Raw genomic sequence first — 23881 nt, 5'->3', positions numbered from 1 at the left:
CCCGCTTGCGGACCGGGCCTGTTTTAGCGTTCCTGTTCCACCAGGTCGACGAGTGTGGGGACATGGCTGCCCTCGATCGCCTTGACCGAGGTGACCAGCGTGATCGGACCGCCCCTGGCCAGTTCGAGCAGCCGGTCCAGGGCCGCCGCTGCCGCTCCCTGGCGCAGTTCGTCGCGATAGCGGGAGTCGAACTCCTCATAGCGGGTCGCGTCCTTGTGGTACCAGGTGCGCAACTCGTTGGAGGGAGCCACCTCCTTGAGCCATTCGTCGACGGCCGCCCGTTCCCTGGAGACGCCCCGGGGCCAGAGCCGGTCCACGAGGACGCGGGTGCCGTCGTCCGGTTCCGGGGCGTCGTAGACCCTGCGCACGGTGATCTCATCCATCCCGCCAGCCTGGTGCGGACCGCGACGCCGCGCAAACGCGTCACCCTCCCATCCCCTTATCTCGTCATCTTGACGATAATCGAAGGAGGCAATATCGTCATCTCGACGATAAGAAGAACCACAGGGGGTTGTCCCACCATGGCCGACATCACCAGGCGCTTCGGATGGCGCCATCTCCGCTCCGCACCCACCGTCCACGTACGCCACCACTCCCGCGGCAAGCTCGTCCACGACGGGGCCGGGCTGAGCTTCTGGTACCGGGCGCTGACCGCCGCGCTCTCCGAAGTCCCGGTCGACGACCGGGAGCTGGCCATGACCTTCCACGCGAGGACCTACGACTTCCAGGACATCGCGGTACAGGCCACGGTGACCTACCGGATCGGCGATCCGGCCACCGCCGCCACACGGCTGGACTTCTCCGTGGACCCGGACACCGGTGTCTGGCGCGGCACACCGCTGGAGCAGATCGCCACCCTGCTCACCGAAACCGCCCAGCAGCACGCACTCGACGTACTGGCGCGCACTCCGCTCGCCGCGGCCCTCGCGGACGGGGTCACGGCCGTACGCGAGCGGATCTCAGACGGGCTGGGCACCGAACCCCGGCTGGCGGCCACCGGCCTCGAGGTCGTCGCCGTACGGGTGATCGCGCTGCGCCCGGAACCCGAGGTCGAGCGCGCGCTGCGCACTCCCGCACGTGAGCAGATCCAGCAGGAGGCCGACCGCGCCACCTATGAGCGGCGTGCCGTCGCCGTCGAGCGGGAACGGGCCATCGCCGAGAACGAGCTGGCGAGTAGCATCGAACTCGCGCGCAGGGAAGAGCAGTTGGTCGAGCAGAAGGGCACCAACGCCCGGCGTGAGGCGGAGGAGAGCGCCGCCGCCGATGCCGTGCTCGCCGGGGCCGAGGCGGCCCGCAGGGTCCGGCTGGCCCAGGCGGAGGCCACGGCCGCGCGCGAGACGGGCGAGGCGCGGGCCGCGGCGCAGGCGGCCTGGCTGCGGGTCCACTCCGAGACCTCGCCCGAGACGCTGCGGGCGCTCGCCGTCACCCGTCTTGCCGAAAACCTGCCCCGCATCGACAGCATCACTCTGTCGCCCGATGTCCTCACCGGACTGCTCGCCAGGCTCGGCGGCGGCCGGGGCCCGGAGGAGCGGTGAGTCTCGCCCCGCGAGCGGTCCTTGTGCACCGCACCACCGAGTACGAGGAGCTGCTCGCCCGGCACGGCAGCCATGGGCAGGCCGAGTTCTTCCTGTCCTCGCGCGGGCGCGGCATCGGGGAGGTCGTCGAGCGGCACCGGCGCACCCTGCGGGCCCTGCGCGAGGTCACCGCGGCCGTGCCGCTGCGATGGCGGCAGACCCGCGTGGAACGCGCGGATCTCGACCGGTTCCTGTTCGCCCCGCAGGACGTGGTGGTCGTGGTGGGCCAGGACGGTCTGGTCGCCAACACCGCCAAGTACCTGTCGGGCCAGCCGGTCGTGGGCATCGACACCGACCCCGGCCGCAATCCGGGGGTCCTCGTACGGCACCGGCCAGCGGACGCCGCCGGGCTGCTGCGTGCCGCCGTCGCCGGCGGGGGCACGGCCGACGAGCTCACGATGGTGGAGGCCGTCGCCGACGACACCCAGCGCATCGTCGCGCTCAACGAGATCTATCTCGGCCGGCCCGGCCACCAGACCTCCCGCTACCGTCTCGGCCTCGACCGCCGCGGCGGGCCGGCACAGCCGGACGGACCCGCGCGGACCGGTCCGCCGCAGGGAGCCGGTGCCCGGCCCGAGCCCGAGGCGCAGGCCTCGTCCGGTGTCCTCGTCGGCACCGGTACCGGGGCCTCCGGCTGGCTGCGGTCGCTCTGGCTGGAGCGGGGCCGCACCCGGCCGCTGCCCGGGCCCGCCGAGCGCCGGCTGATCTGGTACGTACGGGAGGCCTGGCCTTCGCCCGTCACGGGAACGTCCCTGGTGGAAGGCACCCTGACCGCCGCCGAACGGCTGTCGCTCACCGTGGAGTCCGACCGGCTGGTCGCCTTCGGCGACGGTATGGAGTCCGATGCCCTGGAACTGACCTGGGGGCAGACGGTCCGGCTGGGCGTGTCGGACACCTCGCTGCGGCTTCTGGTGTGACCCGGTCGGAGCAACGGCCGGGCGTTGAGAACGAACGTGTCTAGTGCTGTGGCCGGATAGGTTTGCCGGGAAGCTCGCGGCGTCCGGTGCGGTGCATCGCCAGGCGGAGAATCGGCCTTGTACTGGATGTACTCGGGTGACTCGACAACGCAGCGAGGCGCCGTGCAGGGCGCCGCGAGCCGGTGAACCTATCCGGTCACGGCACTAGGGGGCTTCTGACGGATCTCCGCGGCGTCGCGACGCCCGGCACTCACTCTCGCCGCACCGGCCGAAAGCCCAAGTACGTCCAGTACGAGGGCTCCCAGCCGGCACTCCGAGAGCACGCACCGGACGCCGCTCCTTCCTCCACGGAGATCCATCAGAAACCCCCTAGCGGTTCCCGGGGTCGAACGCCGTCACCGTCCTGTCCCGTACCCGCCAGGAGCCGCTGGGGTGCAGACCACCGCCCCAGCCGCGGTCCCAGTGCGCCCTTCGGATCCCGGCGCCGTGCGCACCGGTGCCGTCGCGATGGCCCGCCACCAGGGTCAGCACCGCCATCAGGGCAGCAAGTTCGGTGTCGTCGGGCTGCCCGTGCACGATCCATACCTCATCGATCATGGCCGCTCACCAACTCACCGGCAGCGTCTCGGGGCCGCGGATCAGCCCGCCCCGCTGCCAGACGATGTGTTCGGGCGGCACCGCGAGGGCCAGGCGCGGGAAGCGGTCCAGCAGCGTTCCGAGCATGATCTCGGACTCCATCCGGGCCAGCATCGCGCCGACACAGTGGTGGGGTCCGTAGCCGAACGACAGATGGGCCATGGGTCCGCGGCCGACGTCGAGCACGTCCGGGGCTCCGAACACCGCGGGATCGCGGTTCGCGGCGAGATACGACGAGTAGACCGCCTCGCCGCGCCGGATCCGCACGCCCCCGATCTCAAGGTCCTCGGTCGCCACCCGGGGAAGGCCGACGCCGTTGCGGTGCGGGATGTAGCGCAGCAGTTCGTCGACGGCCTGCGGAAGCAGGCCCGGGGCGGCCCGCAGCCGGGCGAGTTGCTCCGGATGGGTGAGCAGGGCGTAGACCATGTTCGCGCTGTTGTTGCGCACCGCGTGGGCTCCGCTCACCAGGATGGCCGTCGCCAGTGAGACCGCTTCGTCCTCGGTGATCTCGCCGGCGTCCGCGGCGGCGGCGAGGACGCCCGCCAGATCGTCGCCGGGCTCGGTGCGGCGCCGGCGCAGTACGCCGACGACGACGTCCCGCACCGTGCTCCGGGCCTCCCGGCTGCGTGAGGGAGCCGGGCGCGGCGTCATGATGACGTCGGCCCAGGAGGTCATCCCGGAACGCTCGTCCTGCGGTACGCCCAGCAGATCGCAGACGACGGCCAGCGGGAAGGGGCCGTGCAGATGCTCCATCAGGTCCGCCGGGGGCCCCTGCCGCTCCATCGTGTCGAGCATGCGGTCCGCCGTCCGCTGGGCCGTCGGGCGCAGCCGCTGCATGCTCCTGCCGGTGAAGGCGCGGGCGACCACGCTGCGCATGGTGGTCAGCCGGGGTGGATCCGCGTAGTTGAGTGCCGCGCGCTGCGTCGCGATGGCATGCGGTGAACCGCTCGTCACCGCACGGTCGATCAAAGCGGTCCGGCTCAGCCGGGGGTCCGACGACGCCTGCTTGACGTCCTCGTACCGGGTGGTGAGCCATGCGCTTCCCTCGCCGAACGGCAGCCGGATGCGGGCGACCGGCTCGTCCCGGAGAAGTCCGGTCAGAAACGGGTCGAAGTCGAGGGCCCGGAAGTCCTCCAGGGTCCATTCGTGGACCGTCCCGCTGTGCCGGGGACCGGCAGCGGTCAGGGGACAGCCCCCGGCAGCGGTGCCGGGTGCGGCCACCGTCTCGGGTTCGGACGTCATCGTGTTCATCTCCCGGTTTGTGAACACGCGCGCAAACACGGTCCACATGCAGTGAGCTGACAGCGCCCCCGCCAGGACCCCATCCCTTCCCGATTGCACGGCCATCGGCCCGGACACGCCCTGGGATCACCCTTTCGGCGCAACCTGGAGGGGATTCCCCGGCGAGCGCGACGGCATGTCGTCGCTGATCCTTTTGGAGGAAAGGTGAGAGAAGGGGCAGCACATCATGGCCACTCTGTGTAAACCCGCGGTGTCCGTGCCCGAGCACGTGATCACCATGGAGCAGACCCTTGATCTGGCACAATCCGTTCACGCGGACCACCCGGAACTCCAACTGGCACTGCGTCTGATCCGGAACACGGGGGTGGAGAAACGCCATCTGCTGCGGCCGATCGAAGAGACGCTGCGACATCCCGGCTTCGAGGAGCGCAACGCGTTCTACGAATCCGAGGCCAAAGCCCGCGTTCCGGCCGTCATACGGCAGGCGCTGGAGGATGCCGAGCTCCGCGCCGCGGACATCGACGTGATCATCTTCGTGTCGTGCACGGGCTTCATGATGCCGTCGCTCACCGCGTGGCTGATCAACACCATGGACTTCCGCACCGATGTCCGTCAGGTGCCCATAGCCCAGCTCGGTTGTGCCGCCGGCGGTGCCGCAATCAACCGGGCCCACGACTTCTGCACCGCCTACCCCGAGGCCAACGCCCTCATCGTGGCCTGCGAGTTCTGCTCGCTGTGCTACCAGCCCACCGATGTGAGCGTCGGCAACCTCCTGTCCAACGGGCTCTTCGGGGACGGACTCGCGGCCGCGGTGGTACGCGGCCGGGGCGGTCTCGGAGTGACGCTGGAGCGCAACGGCTCGTATCTGGTCCCGCACACCGAGGACTGGATCGCCTACGACGTCCGCGCCACCGGCTTCCACTTCAAGCTGGACAAGCGGGTACCGGGAACGATGGAGCCGCTGGCGCCGGCGCTCAAGGAACTGGCCGGCCAGCACGGTTGGGACGTCACCGCGCTGGACTTCTACATCATCCACGCGGGCGGACCCCGGATCCTGGACGACCTGAGCATGTTCCTCGGTGTGGAGCCGGAGGCCTTCCGCTTCAGCCGGGCGACGCTCACCGAGTACGGCAACATCGCGAGCGCCGTCGTCCTGGACGCCCTGCGGCGGCTGTTCGAAGAGGGAAGCACCGAGGACAAGGCGCGTGGCATCCTCGCCGGGTTCGGCCCGGGCATCACCGCGGAGATGACGCTGGGCCGCTGGACCGTCCCGGACCTTGCCGCCCCGTCGCCAGGGTTCACGGCCCGGTAGCCCCTGGTCCTCGCCCCCAGGCCCCGGCCACGGCCGGAGTCGTGCCCTCGCCCCGCGGAGGAACCGAACGATGCACGAAGAGACGACGACCACCACCGGCGACTCCCGCCCGCCGGTCCGTTTCTGGCCCGGCCAGGACCTGTCCGGTGTGGACTTCGACCCAGTGCTGTCCGATCTCATGCGGGAGGGTCCTCTGACCCGTGTCAGACTCCCCCACGGCGAGGGCTGGGCGTGGCTCGCGACGCGTCACGAGGACGTGCGGATGGTGACGAACGATCCGCGCTTCAGCCGCAAGGCGGTCGCCGAGCACGATGTCACGCGCCTGTTGCCGCACTTCATACCCGTGGCCGGGGCCGTCGGGTTCGAGGACCCACCGGACCACACGCGGCTGCGGCGCGCCGTCGCGGCGGCGTTCACCAGCCGGGGGGTGGAGCAGCTGCGGGACCGCGCCCAGAAGCTGCTCGACCAACTCGTCGACCGGGTGCTGTCCGACGGCCCGCCGGCCGACGTGACGGAGCGGATCCTCGCCCCGTTCCCGCTGGCCGTGGTCTGTGAGCTGATGGGGGTCCCGGAGTCCGACCGCCCGCGGATGCACGAGTGGACCACCAGCATCCTGTCGTCGGCCCAGGGCGCCGAGCGCAGCGAGGAGGCGAAGTCCCGCATGTGCGCGTACTTCACCGAGCAGCTGCGGCAACGGCGCGGCACGGGCGGCGACGACGTGACCGCGCTGCTCTCCTCGGCCATCGCGGAGGGCGAGATCACCGAGAAGGAGGCGGTCGGTCTCGCCCTGCTGATACAGATCGGCGGCGAGGCGGTCACCCACAACACCGGCAACATGCTCTACATCCTGCTCACCCGTCCGGAGCACCAGGACCGATTGCGCGCCGAACCGGAACTGCGGCCCACGGCCATCGACGAACTCCTGCGCTACGTCCCGCACCGCAAGTCCGTGGGACTGTCCCGGATCGCCAAGGAGGATCTGGTCGTCGCGGGGCACGAGATCAAGGCGGGCGAGGCGGTCTACGTCTCGTACCTGGCGGCGAACCGCGACCCCCGGATCTTCCCGGAGCCCGACGAGGTCGTGCTCGACCGCAGCCCGAACCCACACGTGGCCTACGGCTACGGTCCGCACTACTGCCTGGGCGGCATGCTGGCCCGGCTGGAAGCCGAACTCCTCGTGTCCACGCTGCTCGACCGCTTCCCCCCGCTGCGCCTCGCGGTCCCGGCCGAGGAGTTGGGCTGGCGTCCCGGAGCGGCCATCCGCGGGCCCGAGAGATTGCCGGTGACCTGGTGACCGCGCACATCCGGGCGTCCGTCGACGCCGAGTACGCCCGGTCTCCCGACGGCCTGCTGGTGCCCACGGGCCAGGGCCGCACGCTGAACACGGCGGCCCAGCAGGTGACGTTCAAGGTCACGGGCGAGCACTCGCGCGTGGCGTCGAGCTTCGAGGTCGTGGTCCCGCCGGGCTTCGACGTGGGGGCCCATGTGCACTCGCACAGTGAGGAACTCTTCTACGTGCTCGAAGGCGAGCTGGACGTGCTCGCCTTCGAGCCGCGCGTGCGGACACGCGACGACTGGCGCCACTGGGAGTCGCCGTCCGGACGCCGCACGGTGCGCGCGGGTCCCGGCACGGTCATCGTCGTCCCCCCGGGCTGCCCGCACGCCTTCGCCAACCGCTTGGGCGAGTCGGCGAAGATGTTCTTCCAGGCGTCGCCGCCACCCGATCACGAGCGCTATTTCGAGGAGCTCCTGGAGATCCTCGACTCGGGCGGCCCGCCCGACCACGAGGCGATCGCGGCGCTGCGGGAGCGCTATGACATCGAGCAGCTCACGCCCCTGCGGCACGACGCCTGAGACCGGCCTTGTGCAGGTCCCGCACCAGGCCGAAGAGGGCCGCCTCGTTGCCCGCGAGGCCTGCGGCGGCGAGGGCCTGATCCGCTTCTGCCATGGGGGCGGCGAGAAGCAGGGGGGCGGGCGGTTCCACGGGCCTGCGATGGCCGGAGGAGCCGGAGGGGCCGGACATGCCGGGAGGGCCGGTCGGACCGGGAGGACCGGGGTGCGGCGGGGAGCCGGGAGGGTCGGCGAGCGCCGCGCGCACGGCGCCCAGCAGCCTCAGATAGGCCTGGGCCGCGGCTCGTTCACGGTACGTCAACACGGTGGTGGCACTCATCGGTGGCCTTCCTTCCCGGGTGGTTGCGACAGCGCACGTCCACCCTGCCCCATGCCACTGACAACGGGCCTCCGAAGCAGCCACGCCGGCCGCCGGGTACCGCATACGGGCGCCAACACCTGTGCACGGAAGGGAACATGACACATCGACGAGGACGACCCACCCCGGCCTCACCGAGGAGCCGTACGGGTCGTGGCAGCGCCCGGGGCCTCCCCACACCTCTTCGCCCGGGCGAAGAGGCGGCCCCGGCGAGGGGACGGCCGCCCCGGTGGCATACGCCTCGTGGCAGCCGCCGTCAGCCCCTGACCGTCCCTGTCCACCGCAGGCGTCTCTGACCGTCCCGGTCCGCTTATCGCCGATCCCTCCGGGGACAGAACGCCTACAGCGCGGCCGGGAGCGTCACCTCGAACCGGCAGCCGCCGACCACGTTCCGTACGTCGGCACGCCCCGCGTGGGCCTCGACGATGCCGCGGACGATCGCGAGGCCGAGCCCCGCGCCCGCCGGAGGCGTCCTCGCCTGGCTGCCGCGCCAGCCGGTGTCGAAGACCCTGGGCAGGTCCTCCTCCGGGATACCGCCGCAGCCGTCGGTCACGGACAGCACCACGCTGTCCTCACGCAGCTGCGCCGCCACCGCGACCGTGCCGTCGGCCGGTGTCCGGCGGATCGCGTTGACCAGCAGATTGGCCAGCACGCGTGTCATCTCCTTGCCGTCCACCTCCACCGGTACGGGCTCGACCCCGTCCCCCACCAGCCGGACCCCGTGCTCGCGGGCGAGCGGATCGGCGCCCGCGAGTGCCTCGCCGACCAGGTCGTACAGGGAGATCCGGGTCGGTGTGAGCGCCAGTGCGCCGGCGTGGATGCGGGAGAGCTCGAAGAGGTCCCCCACCATCGTGTTGAGCCGGTCGACCTCGGTGCGGATCTGCCGGAAGTACCGCTCGGGGTCCTGGACGACACCGTCCTCCAGCGCCTCCGACATCGCGCGCAGCCCGGCGAGCGGGGTACGCAGATCGTGCGAGATCCAGGCGACCAGCTCACGCCGCGATGTCTCCAAAGCCCGTTCCCGCTCCCGGGAGGCGGCCAGCTTCTCGCTGGTCGCGGCGAGTTCACGGCTCAGCTCCTCGAGTTCGGCCGTCGCGCCGCCGCCGGGTGCGGCGAAGCTGCCCGCCTCGCCGAACGTACGGGCGGCGAGGGCCAGTTCCCGGCTGCGGGCGACGACCCAGCGGCCCAGCAGCAGTGCGGTGGCGAGTGAGACGACGGCCGCCATCGCGACCACCGTGGTGACGACGCTCAGGTCGTGCGAGGACAGGAACATCGCCTGGGCGACCGCGAGGGTCCCCGCGAGCATCGCGACGACGGTCACCGCGGCGACGACGGTCAGCGACACCGCGACCGACCGGTGTCTGAGCAGCCTCAGCGCCAAGGCTCCGGCGAGGCCGGCGAGGGCCGCGCCGAGGAACGCGAAGAGGGCGATGAGCAGGAAGTCGTTCATGGCGTCAGGCCCCTTCCACGGGTACGCCGGAGTCCCCGGGCGCGTCGGATTCCCGGGGAACGTCGAAGCGGTAACCGACGCCCCAGACGGTCTGGATCAGCCGGGGCCTCGCCGGGTCGTCCTCGATCTTGCTGCGCAGCCGCCGGACGTGCACCGTCACGGTCGACAGATCCCCGAACTCCCAGCCCCACACGTCGTGCATCAGCTGTTCCCGGCCGATCGCCTGGCCCGGGTGCCGCATCAGATGGGCGAGGAGGTCGAACTCCCGCAGCGTCAGGCCCAGTTCCCGGCCGTCCTTGGTGGCGCGGCGGGCGGCGTGGTCGAGGGTGATGCCCGCACCGGCGATCACCGGCTCGTCGCGCGGGGCCGCTGCCGCGGCACGGCTGCGGCGCAGTACGGACTCGACCCGCAGCACCAGTTCACGCGGGCTGAAGGGCTTGGTCACATAGTCGTCCGCGCCGATCTCGAGGCCCAGGATGCGGTCGTCCTCGTCCCCGCGCGCCGTGAGCATGATCACGGGCACGGGTCCCTGGCCCCGGAGTCTGCGGCACACCTCCAGCCCGTCCATCCCGGGCAGCATCAGGTCCAGGACGACCAGGTCCGGCCATGTCCGCCCCGCCGCACGCAGGGCCTGCGGGCCGTCCGCGGCACGGTATACGGCGAAGCCGGCGCGTTCCAGATAGCCGGTGACGACTTCGGCGACGGTGGGATCGTCGTCGACGACGAGGATGTTCTGCATAAGCCCAGTGTGATCCGCCCGCTTCTTCGGTAGCGCACCGGCACCCCTTACGGATCCATGACGGCGGACGGCGGTGACCGCCACCGGACACCTCACGAGGATCAAGCGCGCCGAGCACGGCACTTCGGGCGGGCCCGCCGGATGAGCGAGGCGACGCACGCGGGAAGCAGCGAGGAGAGGCGCGCGGGATGCGTCCGATTCGTACAAGACCCGCTGTCCGCCGCGCTCCTACCGTGGCCGTATGACTCCACGACTCGACGCCGTCGGCCTGGTCGTCGCCGACATGGCCGCCTCACTCGCCTTCTACCGCCGTCTCGGGCTCGACATCCCCGCCGGGGCCGACTCCGCGCCGCATACCGAGGCGACGCTGCCCAGCGGGCTGAGGGTGCTCTGGGACACGGAGGAGACCGTCAGGTCCTTCGATCCCGGCTGGACCCGGCCCACGGGCGGCGACCGTGTCGCCCTCGCCTTCCTCTGCGACAGCCCCACCGAAGTGGACACGCTGTACAAAGACCTGGTGGCGGCAGGCCATCGCGGCCACCTCGAGCCCTGGGACGCCTTCTGGGGCCAGCGCTATGCCGTCGTGCTCGACCCGGACGGCTCCGGCGTCTCGCTGTTCGCACCGAACACCCGGCCCTCAGCGGCGGATGCGGAGGCGGAGACGACGGACACGGCAGAGGACACGGCAGCCAGCTCGGCGTAGCGGCCGAGCGTGAGATCGGCCAGGTCCCGCATCTCGCGGGCGAGGTGCGCCTGGTCGGCGCAGCCCGCGGCGGCAGCCGCTGCGGCGTAGGGCGCACCGGCCCGCACCAGGGCCAGAGCCCGCTGCAGCCGCAGCACGCGGGCGAGGGTCTTGGGGCCGTAACCGAAGGCGGCCAGGGACCTGCGGTGCAACTGGCGTGCCCCGAGCCCCACCGCATCGGCCGTCGCGGCCACGGACCGCCCTGCCCGCAGGCCCGCGACGACGGCGTTCAGCAGCGGATCGGGCCGCGGGACGTCCACGGCGTGGCCCAGGGCCACCGCCTCCAGCGCCGCCGCCCGGTCGGCCGCACCCCCGATCCGTTCCGCCAGCATCCGCACCCGCGCGGCGGGCCACAGCTCGCCGAGGTCGACCCGCCGGTCCCTCAGCTCGTACGCGGGCACCCCGAAGAAGGCGGGCGCGGTACCGGGGGCAAAACGCACGCCCGCATAGCCGGTACCGGACCCGGGCGGCTGGTGCGCCCGGGTGTCGGGCCCGGCGACCAGCAGCCTGCCCTCGGTCCACAGCAGGTCCATGCACCCGTCGGGCAGGACGGGCATAGCCGGCCCCGCCCCGGACTCGCTGCGGCTCCAGACGACCGCGCCGTCCAACCGCGAGGGACGTTCTTCGTACACCCCATGAGGCTAAAGGCTGTCCGGGCGCAGGGGCCTTCGACCGCACAGGACCTCACGGCTGCTCCGAGCGATGTGCCGACCCCTATTCCTTGTGGTGCCGGTGCTCCCGCCCGGTGTGCAGCCGGGACTTCACGTCGTCCGGCGGCAGGAACTTCGACCAGCGCTCGGGGAACTCGGACGGCATGGCGCCGTCGTCGTCACCGATCCCGTCGTCCTCGTCCTCGTCGTCGTCCGCGTCGTCGCCGTCAACGTCGTCCTCGCTCTCCGCCACCGCCGCGGCACGGGCCCGTGCCACCAGCTCGGCTGCGTGGGCCGCACGTACGCGCTCGTTCGCGGCGCGGGCGGCCGCCGTGGTGACGGAGGGCCAGACCCGGTCGATGGCGGCGTTCACGGCGGCGCCGACGAGCACCGCGAAGGCGGAGATGCCGATCCAGAGCAGTACGGCGATGGGGGCGGCGAGCGAGCCGTAGATGGTGGGGCCCTCGACGGTGCTGGCGAGGTAGATCCGCAGGAGGAAGCTGCCGAGCACCCACATCGCGAGGGCGACGAGCGCGCCCGGGATGTCCTCGACCCACGGCGAACGCACCGGCACCGACACGTGGTAGAGGGTGGTGAGGAAGGCGACGGAGAGCAGGATCACCACCGGCCAGTACAGGACGCCGACGACTTCCGTGCCGAAGGGCAGGAACTCCATCACCCGGTCCGGGCCGACCACCGCGAGCGGCAGGACCACCGAGCCGATCAGCAGCGCGACGAGGTAGAGCAGGAACGCGAGCAGCCGGGTGGCCACGATGCCGCGCTGGCCGTCGAGGCCGTACATCACGGTGATGGTGTCGATGAAGACGTTCACGGCCCGCGAACCGGACCACAGGGCGATCGCGAAGCCGATGGAGATGAGGTCCGGCCGGCCGACCCGGGTGACGTCCTCCAGCAGGGGCTTGGCGATCTCGTTGACACCGCGGTCGGAGAGCACGGTCCCCGACGCGTGGAGGATGTTCTCCTGGATCGAGGCGACGGTGGTGGTGTCGGTCCAGTCGTCCACGTAGCCGAGCAGTCCCAGCATGCCGAGCATCAGCGGCGGCAGCGACAGCAGGGTGAAGAACGCCGCTTCGGCGGCGAGACCCAGGATGCGGTACTCGATGCACGAGTTGACGGTGTCCTTCAGCAGCAGCCAGGCCAGCCTCCGCTTGGATACATTGCGGTAGAGGACCCGGACCCGGTGGAGACGGCCCGCTCGGCGCCGCTCGGGTGTTTCGTTTGCTGCCTGCACCTCCTTACCGTATCGGCATGGCGACCAGCACCCACACAGTGACCAATCAGGCTCCGCCCCTGGTGGGGTACGACGTCTTCACCTCGGACCGTGCGCTGGCCGAGGCGGTGGAGCGGCATCTCGCGCCGGAGCTCCTGGATCGGGCTCTGGAGGATCTGGCGCTGCTCGGCCGGACCGCCGGTTCGTCGCAGGCGCAGCGGTGGGGTGTGCTGGCCAACGAGAATCCTCCGGTGCTGCGTACGCACGACCGGTACGGCAACCGGATCGACGAGGTCGAGTTCCATCCCGCCTGGCACCGGCTGCTGGGCAAGGCCGTCACCTCGGGGCTGACGGACGCCTGGGGGCGGCCGGGCGGACACGTACGGCGCGCGGCAGGTTTCCTCGTGTGGTCACAGGTGGAGGCCGGGCACGGCTGCCCCGTGTCGATGACGCACGCGGCGGTGCCCGCGCTGCGCACCGATCCGGCGCTCGCCGCGCAGTGGGAGCCCCTGCTCACCTCCCGGATGTACGAGGACGGGCTGCGCCCGGCCGCCGAGAAGCCCGGCGTGCTCTTCGGGATGGCGATGACGGAGAAGCAGGGCGGCAGCGACGTCCGGGCGAACACGACCCGGGCGCGCCCGCTGGCCGAGGACGGCACGTACGAGCTGACGGGGCACAAGTGGTTCTGCTCGGCGCCCATGAGCGACGGCTTCCTGATCCTGGCACAGGCGGAGGGCACGGGCGGAGCCGGCGGTCTGACCTGTTTCCTGGTGCCCCGGGTGCTGGACGACGGGACCCGGAACGTCTTCCTCATCCAGCGGCTCAAGGACAAGCTGGGCAACCGGTCGAACGCGTCGAGCGAGGTGGAGTTCGACGGCACCTGGGCGCGCCGGGTGGGCGAGGAGGGACGGGGAGTGCGCACCATCATCGAGATGGTGGCGGCGACCCGGCTCGACTGTGTGCTCGGCTCGGCGGCGCTGATGCGGCAGGCCGTCGCCCAGGCCGTACACCATGCCGCGTACCGCAACGCCTTCGGCGGTCCGCTGATCGGCAAACCGCTGATGCGCAATGTGCTGGCGGATCTGGCGCTGGAGTCGGAGGCGGCGACGACGCTCGCGATGCGGCTGGCGGCGGCCCGCGATGCCGCCGACGCGGGGAGCGAGATGGACGGGGCGCTGCTGCGGCTCGTGGTGCCCGTCGCCAAGTACTGGGTCACCAAGCGCTGTACGCCGCTCACCGCGGAGGCCCTGGAGTGCCTCGGTGGCAACGGGTATGTGGAGGAGTCCGGTATGCCCCGGCTGCTGCGCGAGTCGCCGCTCAACTCGATCTGGGAGGGCGCGGGGAACGTCCAGGCGCTGGACGTGCTGCGGGCGCTGCGGAGGGAGCCGGGCGTACTGGACGCCTATCTGCGTGAGATCGGGCAGGCCCGGGGCGCCGATCACCGGCTGGACGGCGCGATCAAGGGGGTGCTGACCGAACTGGCCGATCTGGAGACGGCGGAGGTGCGGGCGCGGCGCCTGGTGGAGCGGATGGCGCTGGTCCTGCAGGGTTCGCTGCTGGTGCGCTGGGCGCCGCCGGAGGTGGCGGACGCGTTCTGTGCCTCGCGGCTCGGCGGGGACTGGGGCGCGGCGTTCGGCACGCTGCCGCACGGGCTGGATCTGGCGGCGGTGGTGGAGCGGGCGCGCGTCGGGGTGTGAGGCCGAGCGGTGCGACGAACCGAGGGTGGTGCTGCGCCGACACGGCACCACCCTCTGCTCATGTCACTTTCATACATCGGACCGTCGTTCGCCAGAGTTGCAGACGGTTGCAGACAGTCGCGGGAGATATACGAACCGCACCTCCCGGCGGATGCGCGAGCGGCACGATGGGACCCGGAGGCGGCGGTGCGCGGCACGGGTCCCGCTCCGGTCCGTTCCGGCCGCATCAGTCGGCATGCGCCATCCGAGGCGGGGGGTAGGAATGAGGAACACGGCTCTCGACATGACACGGCTCGCCGCCATGGACGCCTTACACGCGACCCGTCTGCTCCATCAGGTGCGCGCCGCGATCCTGGCCGGCCGTCGCCCGCCGATCGCGCCCCGCCCGGTCATCGACGCTTCCTGGCAGCGGATGTTCCGGCTCGGCCTCGACCCCGACCGGGACACCAGCAGTGTGCTGCTCGCACCGGACGAGCTGGAGCACCGCCGTCGTGCGACGGTGATCGGCGAGGTGATGCACATGCTCAGCGGCGGGCTGGCCGAGATCGCCGACGCCTCCCTGCAGATCATGGTGGTGACGGACGCTCAGGGCCGGGTGCTGTGGCGCCAGGGCAACGCGGGCGTGATACGCAAGGCCGACACCATCTGGCTGGAGGAGGGTGCGGCCTGGAGCGAGGACGCCACCGGTACCAACGCCATCGGCACCGCGCTCGCCGCACGGCGTCCCGTACAGGTCCACTCGGCCGAGCATTTCGTGCACACCCTGCACAACTGGACCTGCGCGGCGGCGCCGGTGCACGATCCGCGCGACGGAACGCTGCTGGGCATCGTCGATGTCAGCGGCCCGGCGTCCAGCTTCCACCCCGCGACGCTCGCACTGGTCGCCTCGGTGGCCCGGCTGGCCGAGGCGGAACTGCGGGAGCGGCATCTGCGGACCATCGAACGGCTGCGTGCGGTCGCCGCGCCGATCCTGTGCCGGCTGCCGGGCCAGGCCCTGGCCGTGGATCCGCACGGCTGGACGGCGGCGGTGGCCGGTATCGCGCCCATGGACCGGCTGCCGCTGCCCAAGTCGTTCCGGGCCGGCCGGGTGTGGCTGCCGTCCCTCGGCATGTGCACCGTGGAGCCGCTGCCGGGCGGCTGGCTGGTGCGGCCCGACGAGGCGGAACCGGAGGAGACGGCGAGCCGGGTCGTGCTCGACCTCAGCCGTGCCCGCCGCTGGACGGTCGCCGTTTCGGGGCCGGCGGGAAGCTGGACCCAGGAGCTCAGCCCACGCCACGCCGAGCTGCTGTACGTACTGGCGACGCACCGGCAGGGCCGCACGGCGGCGGAACTGGCGGCCGACGTGTTCGGCGACGCCACGCGCACGGTGACGGTGCGCGCCGAGATGTCACGCGTGCGCCGCACCCTGTCGGGGGTGCTCGCGCACCGTCCGTACCGCTTCAGCGAGGAGGTCGAGGTGGAGGTCGTACGGCCGGCCCGTCCCGCGGATCTGCTGCCTCACTCTTGCGCGCCTGCCATCGCCGGGGCGCGGCGCTCGTCGCCGTAGCGCCACCGGGTGCGGCCCGGTGTGCGGGGCCGCGGCCTCCGCGGTCCCGGGCCGGTCGGACTTGGGGCTTGGGGCTCGGAGCCGGGCCGGGCCGGGTTGGGCGTCCTGTCGGGCCGGGGTTTGGCGGCGGGTCGCTGGCATGGTTCCCTGGCTGGCATGAGCATCGCTGTGACCACGTGGTCCCTGGAGCAGACCTCGCCCGACGATCTGCGCCCGGCCGCCGAGCCCACGGGCGATGTGCGGATCGCGCGGGCCGAGGTGCCGTCGCCCGAGTTCAGCCGTTTCCTCTACACGGCGGTCGGCGGGGACATCGCCTGGACCGATCGTCTCGGTCTGACGTACGCGCAGTGGGACGAGATGCTGGCCCGGCCGGGAGTCGAGACCTGGGTGGTGTACGAGAAGGGGACGCCCGCCGGCTATGTCGAGCTCGAGGCGCAGGCCGAGGGTGTCGTCGAGATCGTCTACTTCGGACTGATCCCGGCGTTCCGGGGGCGCCGGATCGGTGGTCATCTGCTGGCGTACGGCACCGCGCGCGCCTGGGACCTCGCCGAGCGCTGGCCGGGCCTGGGGCCGACGAAGCGGGTGTGGCTGCACACCTGCTCCAAGGACGGTCCGCACGCGATGGACAACTATCTGCGTCGCGGCTTCACCCTGTTCGACACCAAGGTCGAGGAGGAGCCGGAGACGGGGACGCCCGGGCCGTGGCCCGGTGCCGCCCGGGACTGAGGCCGGCAGGGCAGCCCTTCGGAGGGTCCTGGCCCGATAGGTCGTGCTTCGGAGGTCCGGGCCCGATAGGTCGTCCTTCGGAGGGTCCGACCCGGCAGGGCACCCCGATAAGGGTGACGGGTGACACACCGTCTCGCAGTGCGGGACAATGATGTCCATATTCTGGATACAAGTGGACTGAGTCCAAACGAGCGTGACACGCTTCCGTCATGTCTCGAGCTGGAATTGCCTTGGTGAGTCGGCGGCACGTCGACCTCGGCCGCATGTCCAGCGCCATGTGTCCGGTGCGCTGACAACACAGCCCCACCGCGATCCCGAGATATCCCCACTCCTGCGCAGCGCTGCGCCACACCCCTGATCGGTGCTGCCCGCACGCAGGTCAGAGCCGCCCTCCTGCAGTCCCGAAGGACGTATCGTCATGGCCGCCACCCCCGAGAAGCCCGCCATCGCCACGCCCCGCCGCAAGGCCGGACGCCACCGCGGCGAGGGACAGTGGGCCGTTGGCCACTTCACGCCGCTCAACGGCAACGAGCAGTTCAAGAAGGACGACGACGGTCTCAATGTGCGGACACGTATTGAGACGATCTACTCGAAGGCCGGGTTCCACTCGATCGACCCCAATGATCTGCGCGGCCGGATGCGCTGGTGGGGCCTCTACACCCAGCGCAAGCCCGGGATCGACGGCGGCAAGACCGCGATCCTCGAGCCGGAGGAGCTGGACGACGAGTACTTCATGCTGCGCGTCCGCATCGACGGCGGGCGTCTGACCACCGAGCAGCTGCGGGTCATCGGCGAGATCTCCGAGGAGTTCGCCCGGGGCACCGCCGACATCACCGACCGGCAGAACGTCCAGTACCACTGGATCCGGATCGAGGACGTGCCCGAGATCTGGAACCGCCTGGAGGCCGTCGGTCTGTCCACCACCGAGGCCTGCGGCGACACGCCCCGTGTGATCCTCGGCTCACCCGTCGCGGGCATCGCCGAGGACGAGATCATCGACGGCACCCCCGCCATCGACGAGATCCAGCGCCGCATCGTCGGCAACAAGGCCTTCTCCAACCTGCCCCGCAAGTTCAAGTCGGCGATCTCCGGCTCGCCGCTGCTGGACGTGGCGCACGAGATCAACGACGTCGCCTTCGTGGGTGTGAACCACCCCGAGCACGGGCCCGGCTTCGACCTCTGGGTCGGCGGCGGTCTGTCCACCAACCCCAAGATCGGTGTGCGGCTGGGCGCCTGGGTGTCGCTGGACGAGGTCCCGGACGTGTACGAGGGCGTCATCTCGATCTTCCGCGACTACGGCTACCGCCGCCTGCGCACCCGTGCCCGCCTGAAGTTCCTGGTGGCGGACTGGGGCGCGGAGAAGTTCCGCCAGGTGCTGGAGGACGAGTACCTGCGGCGGAAGCTGGCCGACGGCCCTGCGCCCGAGCAGCCCGTGCAGCAGTGGCGCGACCACGTCGGTGTGCACCGGCAGAAGGACGGCCGTTTCTACGTCGGCTTCGCACCGCGCGTCGGCCGGGTCGACGGCGCCACACTCACCAAGATCGCCGGGTTGGCGGAAGGCCACGGCTCCGGTCGCCTGCGCACCACCGCCGAGCAGAAGATGCTCGTGCTCGACGTCGAGGAGTCGCAGGTCGAGTCGCTGGTGTCCGGTCTGGAGGCCCTGGACCTTCGGGTCACCCCCTCCCCGTTCCGGCGCGGCACGATGGCCTGCACCGGTATCGAGTTCTGCAAGCTGGCCATCGTCGACACCAAGGCCCGCGGTGCCTCGCTGATCGACGAGCTGGAGCGCCGCATCCCGGAGTTCGACGTACCGATCACGATCAACATCAACGGCTGCCCGAACGCCTGCGCCCGTATCCAGGTCGCGGACATCGGTCTCAAGGGGCAGCTGGTGCTCGACGAGAACGGCGACCAGGTCGAGGGCTTCCAGGTCCATCTGGGCGGTGCGCTCGGCCTGGAGGCCGGGTTCGGCCGCAAGGTCCGCGGTCTCAAGGTCACCTCGGCCGAGCTGCCCGACTACGTCGAGCGTGTTCTGAAGCGCTTCCAGGAGGAGCGCGTGGACGGCGAGCGCTTCGCCACCTGGGCGGCGCGTGCGACGGAAGAGGCCCTCTCGTGAGCGAGCGCGCTGCCCCCTTCTACTGCCCCTACTGCGGCGACGAGGACCTGCGGCCGAGCGAACAAGGCCATGGTGCGTGGGAGTGCGCGGCGTGCAACCGGGCGTTCCAGCTGAAGTTCCTCGGGCTGCTCGCCCGGGGCGTACGGCAGGACCAGGGCGGAGGGGACGGGATATGACACCGGTTCAGACCGGAGCGGAACTCAAGGCGCTGGCCGAGCAGGCGGGTCGGGACCTCGAAGACGCCTCCGCCCTCGAGATCCTGCGCTGGGCGGCCGAGACCTTCGGCCCGCGCTTCTGCGTCACCTCCTCCATGGAGGACGCGGTCGTCGCACACCTGGCGTCCCGTGTCCTTCCCGGCGTCGATGTCGTCTTCCTGGACACCGGCTACCACTTCGAGGAGACCATCGGCACCCGGGACGCCGTGGCCGCCGTGATGGACGTCAACGTCATCACGCTCACGCCGCGGCAGACCGTGGCCGAGCAGGACGCCGAGTACGGCCCGAAGCTGCACGACCGCGACCCCGACCTGTGCTGCGCACTGCGCAAGGTGAAGCCGCTGGAGGAGGGCCTCGCCGGCTACGACTCCTGGGCGACGGGCCTGCGCCGTGACGAGTCCCCGACCCGGGCGAACACCCCGGTCGTCGGCTGGGACGAGAAGCGCCGCAAGGTCAAGGTCTCGCCGATCGCGCGCTGGACGCAGGACGACGTGGACGCGTACGTCGCCGAGCACGGCGTGCTCACCAACCCGCTGCTGATGGACGGATACGCCTCCGTCGGCTGTGCCCCCTGCACCCGCCGCGTACTGGAGGGCGAGGACGCCCGCGCCGGCCGGTGGGCGGGCCGCGGCAAGACCGAGTGCGGGCTGCACGGCTGATGACGACGACCGACCGAGAACCGACCGGGCCGACCCTCAACCACCGGGAGAAGCACGTGACTGGGGCCACCATCTGGCTCACCGGACTGCCGAGCGCGGGCAAGACCACGATCGCGTACGCGCTGGCGGACCGGCTGCGCGACGAGGGCCACCGTGTGGAGGTCCTCGACGGCGACGAGATCCGCGAGTTCCTCTCCGCGGGCCTCGGCTTCAGCCGCGAGGACCGGCACATCAACGTGCAGCGGATCGGCTTCGTCGCCGAGCTGCTCGCGTCGAACGGCGTGAAGGTCCTGGTGCCGGTGATCGCTCCGTACGCCGACAGCCGCGAGGCCGTCCGCAAACGTCACGGGGCCGAGGGCACCCCGTACGTCGAGGTGCACGTCGCCACTCCGGTCGAGGTGTGCTCGGTGCGCGATGTGAAGGGCCTGTACGCGAAGCAGGCGGCGGGCGAGATCAGCGGTCTGACCGGAGTCGACGACCCGTACGAGGAGCCGGAGTCCCCGGACCTGCGCATCGAGTCGCACACCCAGACCGTGCAGCAGTCGGCGGCGGCTCTGTACGCGCTGCTCACCGAAAGGAAGCTGGCATGACGACGAGTGTCGACACCGTGGGCGGGGCGACGGACAGCCCGTACGCGCTGACGCATCTGGACGCGCTGGAGTCCGAGGCGGTGCACATCTTCCGCGAGGTCGCGGGCGAGTTCGAACGGCCGGTGATCCTGTTCTCCGGCGGCAAGGACTCGATCGTCATGCTGCATCTCGCTCTGAAGGCGTTCGCGCCCGCCGCGATCCCGTTCTCGCTGCTGCACGTGGACACCGGGCACAACTTCCCCGAGGTCATCGAGTACCGCGACCGCACGGTCGCCCACCACGGGCTGCGGCTGCACGTGGCGTCGGTGCAGGAGTACATCGACGCGGGCAAGCTGCGCGAACGCCCCGACGGCACCCGCAATCCGCTGCAGACCGTGCCGCTGACCGAGGCCATCCAGGAGCACCGCTTCGACGCCGTCTTCGGCGGCGGGCGGCGCGACGAGGAGAAGGCCCGGGCGAAGGAGCGGGTGTTCTCGCTGCGGGACGAGTTCTCGCAGTGGGACCCGCGGCGCCAGCGCCCCGAGCTGTGGCAGCTCTACAACGGCCGGCACGCCCCCGGTGAGCACGTACGGGTGTTCCCGCTGTCCAACTGGACCGAGCTGGACGTCTGGCAGTACATCCAGCGCGAGAAGATCGAGCTGCCCGAGATCTACTTCGCGCACGAGCGCGAGGTCTTCGCCCGCAGCGGGATGTGGCTGACCGCGGGCGAGTGGGGCGGTCCGAAGGGCAGCGAGACGGTCGAGACGCGGCTGATCCGCTACCGCACCGTCGGCGACATGTCCTGCACCGGTGCCGTCGACTCCGACGCCACCACGCTGGACGACGTGATCGCCGAGATCGCCGCTTCCCGGCTCACCGAGCGGGGTGCGACCCGCGCCGACGACAAGCTGTCCGAGGCCGCGATGGAAGACCGCAAGCGCGAAGGGTACTTCTAGAGATGACCAGCTCCACCAAGCAGCTGGCCGAAGAGCTGTCGGCCACCACCCTGCTGCGCTTCGCCACCGCCGGATCGGTCGACGACGGCAAGTCCACCCTGGTGGGCCGGCTGCTGCACGACTCCAAGTCGGTGCTGGCCGACCAGCTGGAGGCCGTCGAGCACGCCTCGCGCTCCCGCGGCCAGGAGACTCCGGACCTGGCGCTGCTCACCGACGGTCTGCGGGCCGAGCGCGAGCAGGGCATCACGATCGACGTGGCCTACCGCTACTTCGCCACGCCCCGGCGCCGGTTCATCCTCGCCGACACCCCGGGCCATGTGCAGTACACCCGGAACATGGTCACGGGGGCCTCGACGGCCGAGCTGACGGTCATCCTGGTCGACGCCCGCAACGGTGTTGTCGAGCAGACCCGCCGGCACGCCGCGATCGCCGCGCTGCTGCGCGTGCCGCACGTCGTGCTCGCGGTGAACAAGATGGATCTGGTCGGCTACGAGGAGTCCGTCTTCGCCACCATCGCCGAGGAGTTCACGGCGTACGCGAGCGAGCTCGGCGTACCCGAGATCACCGCGATCCCGATCTCCGCGCTCACCGGTGACAATGTCGTGGACGCCTCGGCGAACATGAACTGGTACGGCGGCCCGACCGTGCTCGAGCACCTGGAGACCGTGCCGGTCAGCCATGATCTGACGGCCTGCCACGCCCGCTTCCCGGTGCAGTACGTGATCCGGCCGCAGACCTCCGAGCACCCCGACTACCGCGGCTACGCGGGTCAGATCGCGGCCGGTACGTTCCGGGTCGGCGAGAGCGTGACCGTGCTCCCCTCGGGCCAGACCTCCACGATCTCCGGTATCGATCTGCTGGGCACCCCGGTGGACGTCGCATGGACCCCCCAGTCGGTGACGCTCCTGCTGGAGGACGACGTCGACGTCTCGCGCGGCGACATCATCGTGCCGTCCGGTGACGCGCCGGCCACCACCCAGGACGTGGAGGCGACCGTCTGCCATGTCGCCGACCAGCCCCTGACGGTGGGCCAGCGGGTGCTGCTCAAGCACACCACGCGCACGGTCAAGGCGATCGTGAAGGACATCCCGTCGAAGCTGACGCTCGACGATCTGTCCCAGCACCCGGCGCCCGGACAGCTCGTGGCCAACGACATCGGCCTCGTGAAGGTCCGCACCGCCGAGCCGCTCGCACTCGACTCCTACGCGGACTCCCGCCGCACGGGATCGTTCCTGCTGATCGACCCGGCCGACGGCACCACCCTGGCGGCCGGCATGGCGGGCGAGTCCTTCGCCACCGCCGAGGCCGGCACCGCCGCGGACGACGAGGGCTGGGACTTCTGATGACGTCCGACATCTACTCGACCTTCGCCAAGGAAGGCGGCCGCGTCGGCAGCGGCAACCTCGGGGCGGGCACGGGCGGGGTGACGCGATGTGCGCGATGACGTACGCGCACTGCCTGCGCGCCCACACCCCCCGCACCCCGTACCACCCAAGACGCCGACATCCCGGCCACGCCCGTAGGAGGGCGTGACCGCCGGGCCTCCGAGAGGAACACCTCCCGTGCCTGCCACCCGAACCACCGCTCTGCGCCGCAGCGTCGTCGCTGCCGCCGCCCTCCCCCTGCTGGCCGTGGCGCTCACCGCCTGCGGCTACGGCTCGAAGGCCGACGACAAGAAGACCGAGGTGGCGGCCGAGGGCAAGAAGCTCTCCGCGGACACGGTGCGGATCGGCTACTTCCCCAATCTGACGCACGCCACCGCACTCGTGGGCGTCCAGGAAGGCCTGATAGCCAAGGAGCTGGGTGGCACCAAGCTGGCCACCCAGACCTTCAACGCCGGCCCCTCCGAGATCGAGGCCCTGAACGGCGGCTCGATCGACATCGGCTTCATCGGTCCCTCCCCCGCGGTCAACGGCTACGCCAAGTCCAAGGGCCAGGCCCTGCGGATCGTGTCGGGCTCCGCGTCCGGCGGGGTGAAGCTGGTGGTCAACCCGGACAAGATCAAGACCCTGGACGACGTCAAGGGCAAGAAGATCGCGACCCCGCAGCTCGGCAACACCCAGGACGTGGCGTTCCTCAACTGGATCTCCGGGAAGGGCTGGAAGGTCGACGCCCAGAGCGGCAAGGGCGATGTCTCCGTGGTCCGCACGGACAACAAGGTCACCCCCGACGCCTACGCGTCCGGCTCCATCGACGGGGCCTGGGTGCCCGAGCCGACCGCGTCCAAGCTGGTCGCCGGGGGCGGCAAGGTGCTCCTGGACGAGACCACGCTGTGGCCGGACAAGAAGTTCGTGATCACCAACGTCATCGTGTCGCAGACCTTCCTCAAGGAACACCCGGACGTGGTCGAGGCCGTGCTGCGCGGCACGGTGAAGACCAATGCCTGGATCAAGGCCAACCCGGACCGGGCCAAGGCATCGGCGAACGCCGCGCTGAAGGAACTCAGCGGCAAGGAGCTGAAGCCCGAGGTCATCGACCCGGCGTGGAAGTCCGTCCAGATCACCGACGATCCGTTGGCCGCCACGCTCCAGGCACAGGCCGACCACGCGGTCAAGGCGGGTCTGCTGGACAAGCCCGACCTGGCCGGCATCTACGACCTGACGCTGCTCAACAAGGTGCTGAAGGCCCAGGGGCAGCCCGAGGTGGCCGACGCCGGACTCGGCGCGAAGTAGCGGCGCCCGTACGACCAGCACAT

24 protein-coding genes and 1 pseudogene are annotated in these 23881 nt (G+C 71.1%); 17 read left to right on the top strand and 8 right to left on the bottom strand.

Features of this window, described 5'->3' with window-relative positions:
* Positions 1-23: 23 nt before the first annotated feature.
* On the bottom strand, positions 24-383 hold the full coding sequence (locus ACTWOL_RS29190) for a DUF488 domain-containing protein (protein ID WP_474299807.1): 360 nt from the start codon (positions 381-383) through the stop codon (positions 24-26).
* A gap of 138 nt (positions 384-521) precedes the next feature.
* Here ACTWOL_RS29190 and ACTWOL_RS29185 point away from each other — a divergent pair, with 138 nt between their 5' ends.
* Positions 522-1535 carry an SPFH domain-containing protein gene (locus tag ACTWOL_RS29185; RefSeq protein WP_474299806.1) on the top strand — a complete coding sequence of 338 codons (1014 nt, stop codon included), beginning with the start codon at positions 522-524 and terminating at the stop codon, positions 1533-1535.
* Complete coding sequence (locus ACTWOL_RS29180; RefSeq protein WP_474299805.1) at positions 1532-2491, top strand: hypothetical protein; 960 nt, start codon at positions 1532-1534, stop codon at positions 2489-2491. The genes ACTWOL_RS29185 and ACTWOL_RS29180 overlap by 4 nt, the downstream gene beginning before the upstream one ends.
* A 369-nt stretch (positions 2492-2860) precedes the next feature.
* On the opposite strand, the gene ACTWOL_RS29175 is transcribed toward ACTWOL_RS29180, so the two are convergent.
* Together ACTWOL_RS29175 and ACTWOL_RS29170 are read right to left on the bottom strand one after the other, a co-directional pair.
* The gene (locus tag ACTWOL_RS29175) at positions 2861-3088 is read right to left on the bottom strand and encodes an acyl-CoA carboxylase subunit epsilon (protein ID WP_474299804.1); all 228 of its coding nucleotides are present in this window, start codon (positions 3086-3088) and stop codon (positions 2861-2863) included.
* Between the two features lie 6 nt (positions 3089-3094).
* Positions 3095-4378, bottom strand: coding sequence for a cytochrome P450 (locus ACTWOL_RS29170; RefSeq protein WP_474299803.1), 1284 nt, complete (start codon positions 4376-4378; stop codon positions 3095-3097).
* Between the two features lie 217 nt (positions 4379-4595).
* Here ACTWOL_RS29170 and ACTWOL_RS29165 point away from each other — a divergent pair, with 217 nt between their 5' ends.
* From ACTWOL_RS29165 to ACTWOL_RS29155, 3 genes are all read left to right on the top strand, one after another.
* Positions 4596-5681 carry a type III polyketide synthase gene (locus tag ACTWOL_RS29165; RefSeq protein ID WP_474299802.1) on the top strand — a complete coding sequence of 362 codons (1086 nt, stop codon included), beginning with the start codon at positions 4596-4598 and terminating at the stop codon, positions 5679-5681.
* Positions 5682-5751: 70 nt separating this feature from the next.
* The gene (locus tag ACTWOL_RS29160) at positions 5752-6975 is read left to right on the top strand and encodes a cytochrome P450 (protein WP_474299801.1); all 1224 of its coding nucleotides are present in this window, start codon (positions 5752-5754) and stop codon (positions 6973-6975) included.
* A complete protein-coding gene (locus ACTWOL_RS29155; protein WP_474299800.1) occupies positions 6972-7535 on the top strand; it encodes a cupin domain-containing protein in 564 nt (187 codons plus the stop codon). Before ACTWOL_RS29160 ends, ACTWOL_RS29155 begins: the two co-directional genes overlap by 4 nt.
* Here ACTWOL_RS29155 and ACTWOL_RS29150 read toward each other — a convergent pair.
* The 3 genes from ACTWOL_RS29150 to ACTWOL_RS29140 all read right to left on the bottom strand — a co-directional run bounded on the left by ACTWOL_RS29150 (position 7510) and on the right by ACTWOL_RS29140 (position 10079).
* On the bottom strand, positions 7510-7851 hold the full coding sequence (locus ACTWOL_RS29150; protein ID WP_474299799.1) for a hypothetical protein: 342 nt from the start codon (positions 7849-7851) through the stop codon (positions 7510-7512). The two genes, ACTWOL_RS29155 and ACTWOL_RS29150, sit on opposite strands and share 26 nt — an antisense overlap.
* Before the next feature lie 379 nt (positions 7852-8230).
* The gene (locus tag ACTWOL_RS29145) at positions 8231-9196 is read right to left on the bottom strand and encodes a sensor histidine kinase (RefSeq protein ID WP_474301282.1); all 966 of its coding nucleotides are present in this window, start codon (positions 9194-9196) and stop codon (positions 8231-8233) included.
* 148 nt (positions 9197-9344) lie between these two features.
* The gene (locus tag ACTWOL_RS29140; protein WP_474299798.1) at positions 9345-10079 is read right to left on the bottom strand and encodes a response regulator transcription factor; all 735 of its coding nucleotides are present in this window, start codon (positions 10077-10079) and stop codon (positions 9345-9347) included.
* Between the two features lie 241 nt (positions 10080-10320).
* On the opposite strand from ACTWOL_RS29140, the gene ACTWOL_RS29135 reads away from it, so the two are divergent.
* On the top strand, positions 10321-10782 hold the full coding sequence (locus ACTWOL_RS29135) for a VOC family protein (protein WP_474299797.1): 462 nt from the start codon (positions 10321-10323) through the stop codon (positions 10780-10782).
* A 53-nt stretch (positions 10783-10835) separates the two neighbouring features.
* Here ACTWOL_RS29135 and ACTWOL_RS29130 read toward each other — a convergent pair.
* Together ACTWOL_RS29130 and ACTWOL_RS29125 are read right to left on the bottom strand one after the other, a co-directional pair.
* Positions 10836-11378, bottom strand: a pseudogene (locus tag ACTWOL_RS29130) (DUF6597 domain-containing transcriptional factor); the annotation flags it as partial.
* 157 nt (positions 11379-11535) lie between these two features.
* Complete coding sequence (locus ACTWOL_RS29125; RefSeq protein WP_474299796.1) at positions 11536-12723, bottom strand: YihY/virulence factor BrkB family protein; 1188 nt, start codon at positions 12721-12723, stop codon at positions 11536-11538.
* Positions 12724-12740: 17 nt separating this feature from the next.
* Between ACTWOL_RS29125 and ACTWOL_RS29120 the strand changes: the two genes are divergently transcribed.
* The 11 genes from ACTWOL_RS29120 to ACTWOL_RS29070 all read left to right on the top strand — a co-directional run bounded on the left by ACTWOL_RS29120 (position 12741) and on the right by ACTWOL_RS29070 (position 23858).
* Positions 12741-14399, top strand: a complete 1659-nt coding sequence (locus ACTWOL_RS29120; protein ID WP_474299794.1) for an acyl-CoA dehydrogenase family protein — start codon at positions 12741-12743, stop codon at positions 14397-14399.
* Positions 14400-14661: 262 nt separating this feature from the next.
* Complete coding sequence (locus tag ACTWOL_RS29115) at positions 14662-15945, top strand: helix-turn-helix domain-containing protein (protein ID WP_474299793.1); 1284 nt, start codon at positions 14662-14664, stop codon at positions 15943-15945.
* A gap of 156 nt (positions 15946-16101) precedes the next feature.
* Positions 16102-16671 carry a GNAT family N-acetyltransferase gene (locus ACTWOL_RS29110; protein WP_474299792.1) on the top strand — a complete coding sequence of 190 codons (570 nt, stop codon included), beginning with the start codon at positions 16102-16104 and terminating at the stop codon, positions 16669-16671.
* 209 nt (positions 16672-16880) lie between these two features.
* Positions 16881-16964, top strand: a complete 84-nt coding sequence (locus ACTWOL_RS29105) for a putative leader peptide (protein WP_361290638.1) — start codon at positions 16881-16883, stop codon at positions 16962-16964.
* 125 nt (positions 16965-17089) lie between these two features.
* On the top strand, positions 17090-18787 hold the full coding sequence (locus tag ACTWOL_RS29100) for a nitrite/sulfite reductase (RefSeq protein WP_474299791.1): 1698 nt from the start codon (positions 17090-17092) through the stop codon (positions 18785-18787).
* Positions 18784-18963, top strand: coding sequence for a hypothetical protein (locus ACTWOL_RS29095; RefSeq protein WP_474299790.1), 180 nt, complete (start codon positions 18784-18786; stop codon positions 18961-18963). Before ACTWOL_RS29100 ends, ACTWOL_RS29095 begins: the two co-directional genes overlap by 4 nt.
* Positions 18960-19661, top strand: a complete 702-nt coding sequence (locus ACTWOL_RS29090; RefSeq protein ID WP_474299789.1) for a phosphoadenylyl-sulfate reductase — start codon at positions 18960-18962, stop codon at positions 19659-19661. Before ACTWOL_RS29095 ends, ACTWOL_RS29090 begins: the two co-directional genes overlap by 4 nt.
* Positions 19662-19717: 56 nt before the next feature.
* Positions 19718-20251 (top strand): adenylyl-sulfate kinase, encoded by a 534-nt coding sequence (gene cysC, locus ACTWOL_RS29085; RefSeq protein ID WP_474299788.1) that lies wholly within the window; start codon positions 19718-19720, stop codon positions 20249-20251.
* Positions 20248-21186, top strand: coding sequence for a sulfate adenylyltransferase subunit CysD (cysD, locus tag ACTWOL_RS29080; RefSeq protein ID WP_474299787.1), 939 nt, complete (start codon positions 20248-20250; stop codon positions 21184-21186). The genes cysC and cysD overlap by 4 nt, the downstream gene beginning before the upstream one ends.
* Before the next feature lie 2 nt (positions 21187-21188).
* Positions 21189-22529, top strand: a complete 1341-nt coding sequence (locus tag ACTWOL_RS29075; protein WP_474299786.1) for a sulfate adenylyltransferase subunit 1 — start codon at positions 21189-21191, stop codon at positions 22527-22529.
* Positions 22530-22748: 219 nt separating this feature from the next.
* Positions 22749-23858, top strand: coding sequence for an aliphatic sulfonate ABC transporter substrate-binding protein (locus ACTWOL_RS29070; protein ID WP_474299785.1), 1110 nt, complete (start codon positions 22749-22751; stop codon positions 23856-23858).
* Positions 23859-23881 lie beyond the last annotated feature (23 nt).

The sequence above is a fragment of the Micromonospora sp. IBHARD003 genome (assembly GCF_056106285.1).
This window is presented reverse-complemented; position numbering and strand designations above follow the sequence as displayed.

Excerpts from the sequence above, each read along its gene's own strand:
- ACTWOL_RS29190 (WP_474299807.1), bottom strand. The coding sequence starts at position 383 with ATGGATGAGATCACCGTGCGCAGGGTCTACGACGCCCCGGAACCGGAC.
- ACTWOL_RS29170 (WP_474299803.1), bottom strand. The coding sequence starts at position 4,378 with ATGAACACGATGACGTCCGAACCCGAGACGGTGGCCGCACCCGGCACC.
- ACTWOL_RS29105 (WP_361290638.1), top strand. The coding sequence starts at position 16,881 with ATGTCTCGAGCTGGAATTGCCTTGGTGAGTCGGCGGCACGTCGACCTC.
- ACTWOL_RS29110 (WP_474299792.1), top strand. The coding sequence starts at position 16,102 with ATGAGCATCGCTGTGACCACGTGGTCCCTGGAGCAGACCTCGCCCGAC.
- ACTWOL_RS29150 (WP_474299799.1), bottom strand. The coding sequence starts at position 7,851 with ATGAGTGCCACCACCGTGTTGACGTACCGTGAACGAGCCGCGGCCCAG.
- ACTWOL_RS29140 (WP_474299798.1), bottom strand. The coding sequence starts at position 10,079 with ATGCAGAACATCCTCGTCGTCGACGACGATCCCACCGTCGCCGAAGTC.
- ACTWOL_RS29160 (WP_474299801.1), top strand. The coding sequence starts at position 5,752 with ATGCACGAAGAGACGACGACCACCACCGGCGACTCCCGCCCGCCGGTC.
- ACTWOL_RS29185 (WP_474299806.1), top strand. The coding sequence starts at position 522 with ATGGCCGACATCACCAGGCGCTTCGGATGGCGCCATCTCCGCTCCGCA.
- ACTWOL_RS29135 (WP_474299797.1), top strand. The coding sequence starts at position 10,321 with ATGACTCCACGACTCGACGCCGTCGGCCTGGTCGTCGCCGACATGGCC.
- ACTWOL_RS29145 (WP_474301282.1), bottom strand. The coding sequence starts at position 9,196 with ATGCTCGCGGGGACCCTCGCGGTCGCCCAGGCGATGTTCCTGTCCTCG.
- cysD (WP_474299787.1), top strand. The coding sequence starts at position 20,248 with ATGACGACGAGTGTCGACACCGTGGGCGGGGCGACGGACAGCCCGTAC.
- ACTWOL_RS29075 (WP_474299786.1), top strand. The coding sequence starts at position 21,189 with ATGACCAGCTCCACCAAGCAGCTGGCCGAAGAGCTGTCGGCCACCACC.
- ACTWOL_RS29100 (WP_474299791.1), top strand. The coding sequence starts at position 17,090 with ATGGCCGCCACCCCCGAGAAGCCCGCCATCGCCACGCCCCGCCGCAAG.
- ACTWOL_RS29115 (WP_474299793.1), top strand. The coding sequence starts at position 14,662 with ATGAGGAACACGGCTCTCGACATGACACGGCTCGCCGCCATGGACGCC.
- ACTWOL_RS29165 (WP_474299802.1), top strand. The coding sequence starts at position 4,596 with ATGGCCACTCTGTGTAAACCCGCGGTGTCCGTGCCCGAGCACGTGATC.
- ACTWOL_RS29120 (WP_474299794.1), top strand. The coding sequence starts at position 12,741 with ATGGCGACCAGCACCCACACAGTGACCAATCAGGCTCCGCCCCTGGTG.
- ACTWOL_RS29175 (WP_474299804.1), bottom strand. The coding sequence starts at position 3,088 with ATGATCGATGAGGTATGGATCGTGCACGGGCAGCCCGACGACACCGAA.
- ACTWOL_RS29090 (WP_474299789.1), top strand. The coding sequence starts at position 18,960 with ATGACACCGGTTCAGACCGGAGCGGAACTCAAGGCGCTGGCCGAGCAG.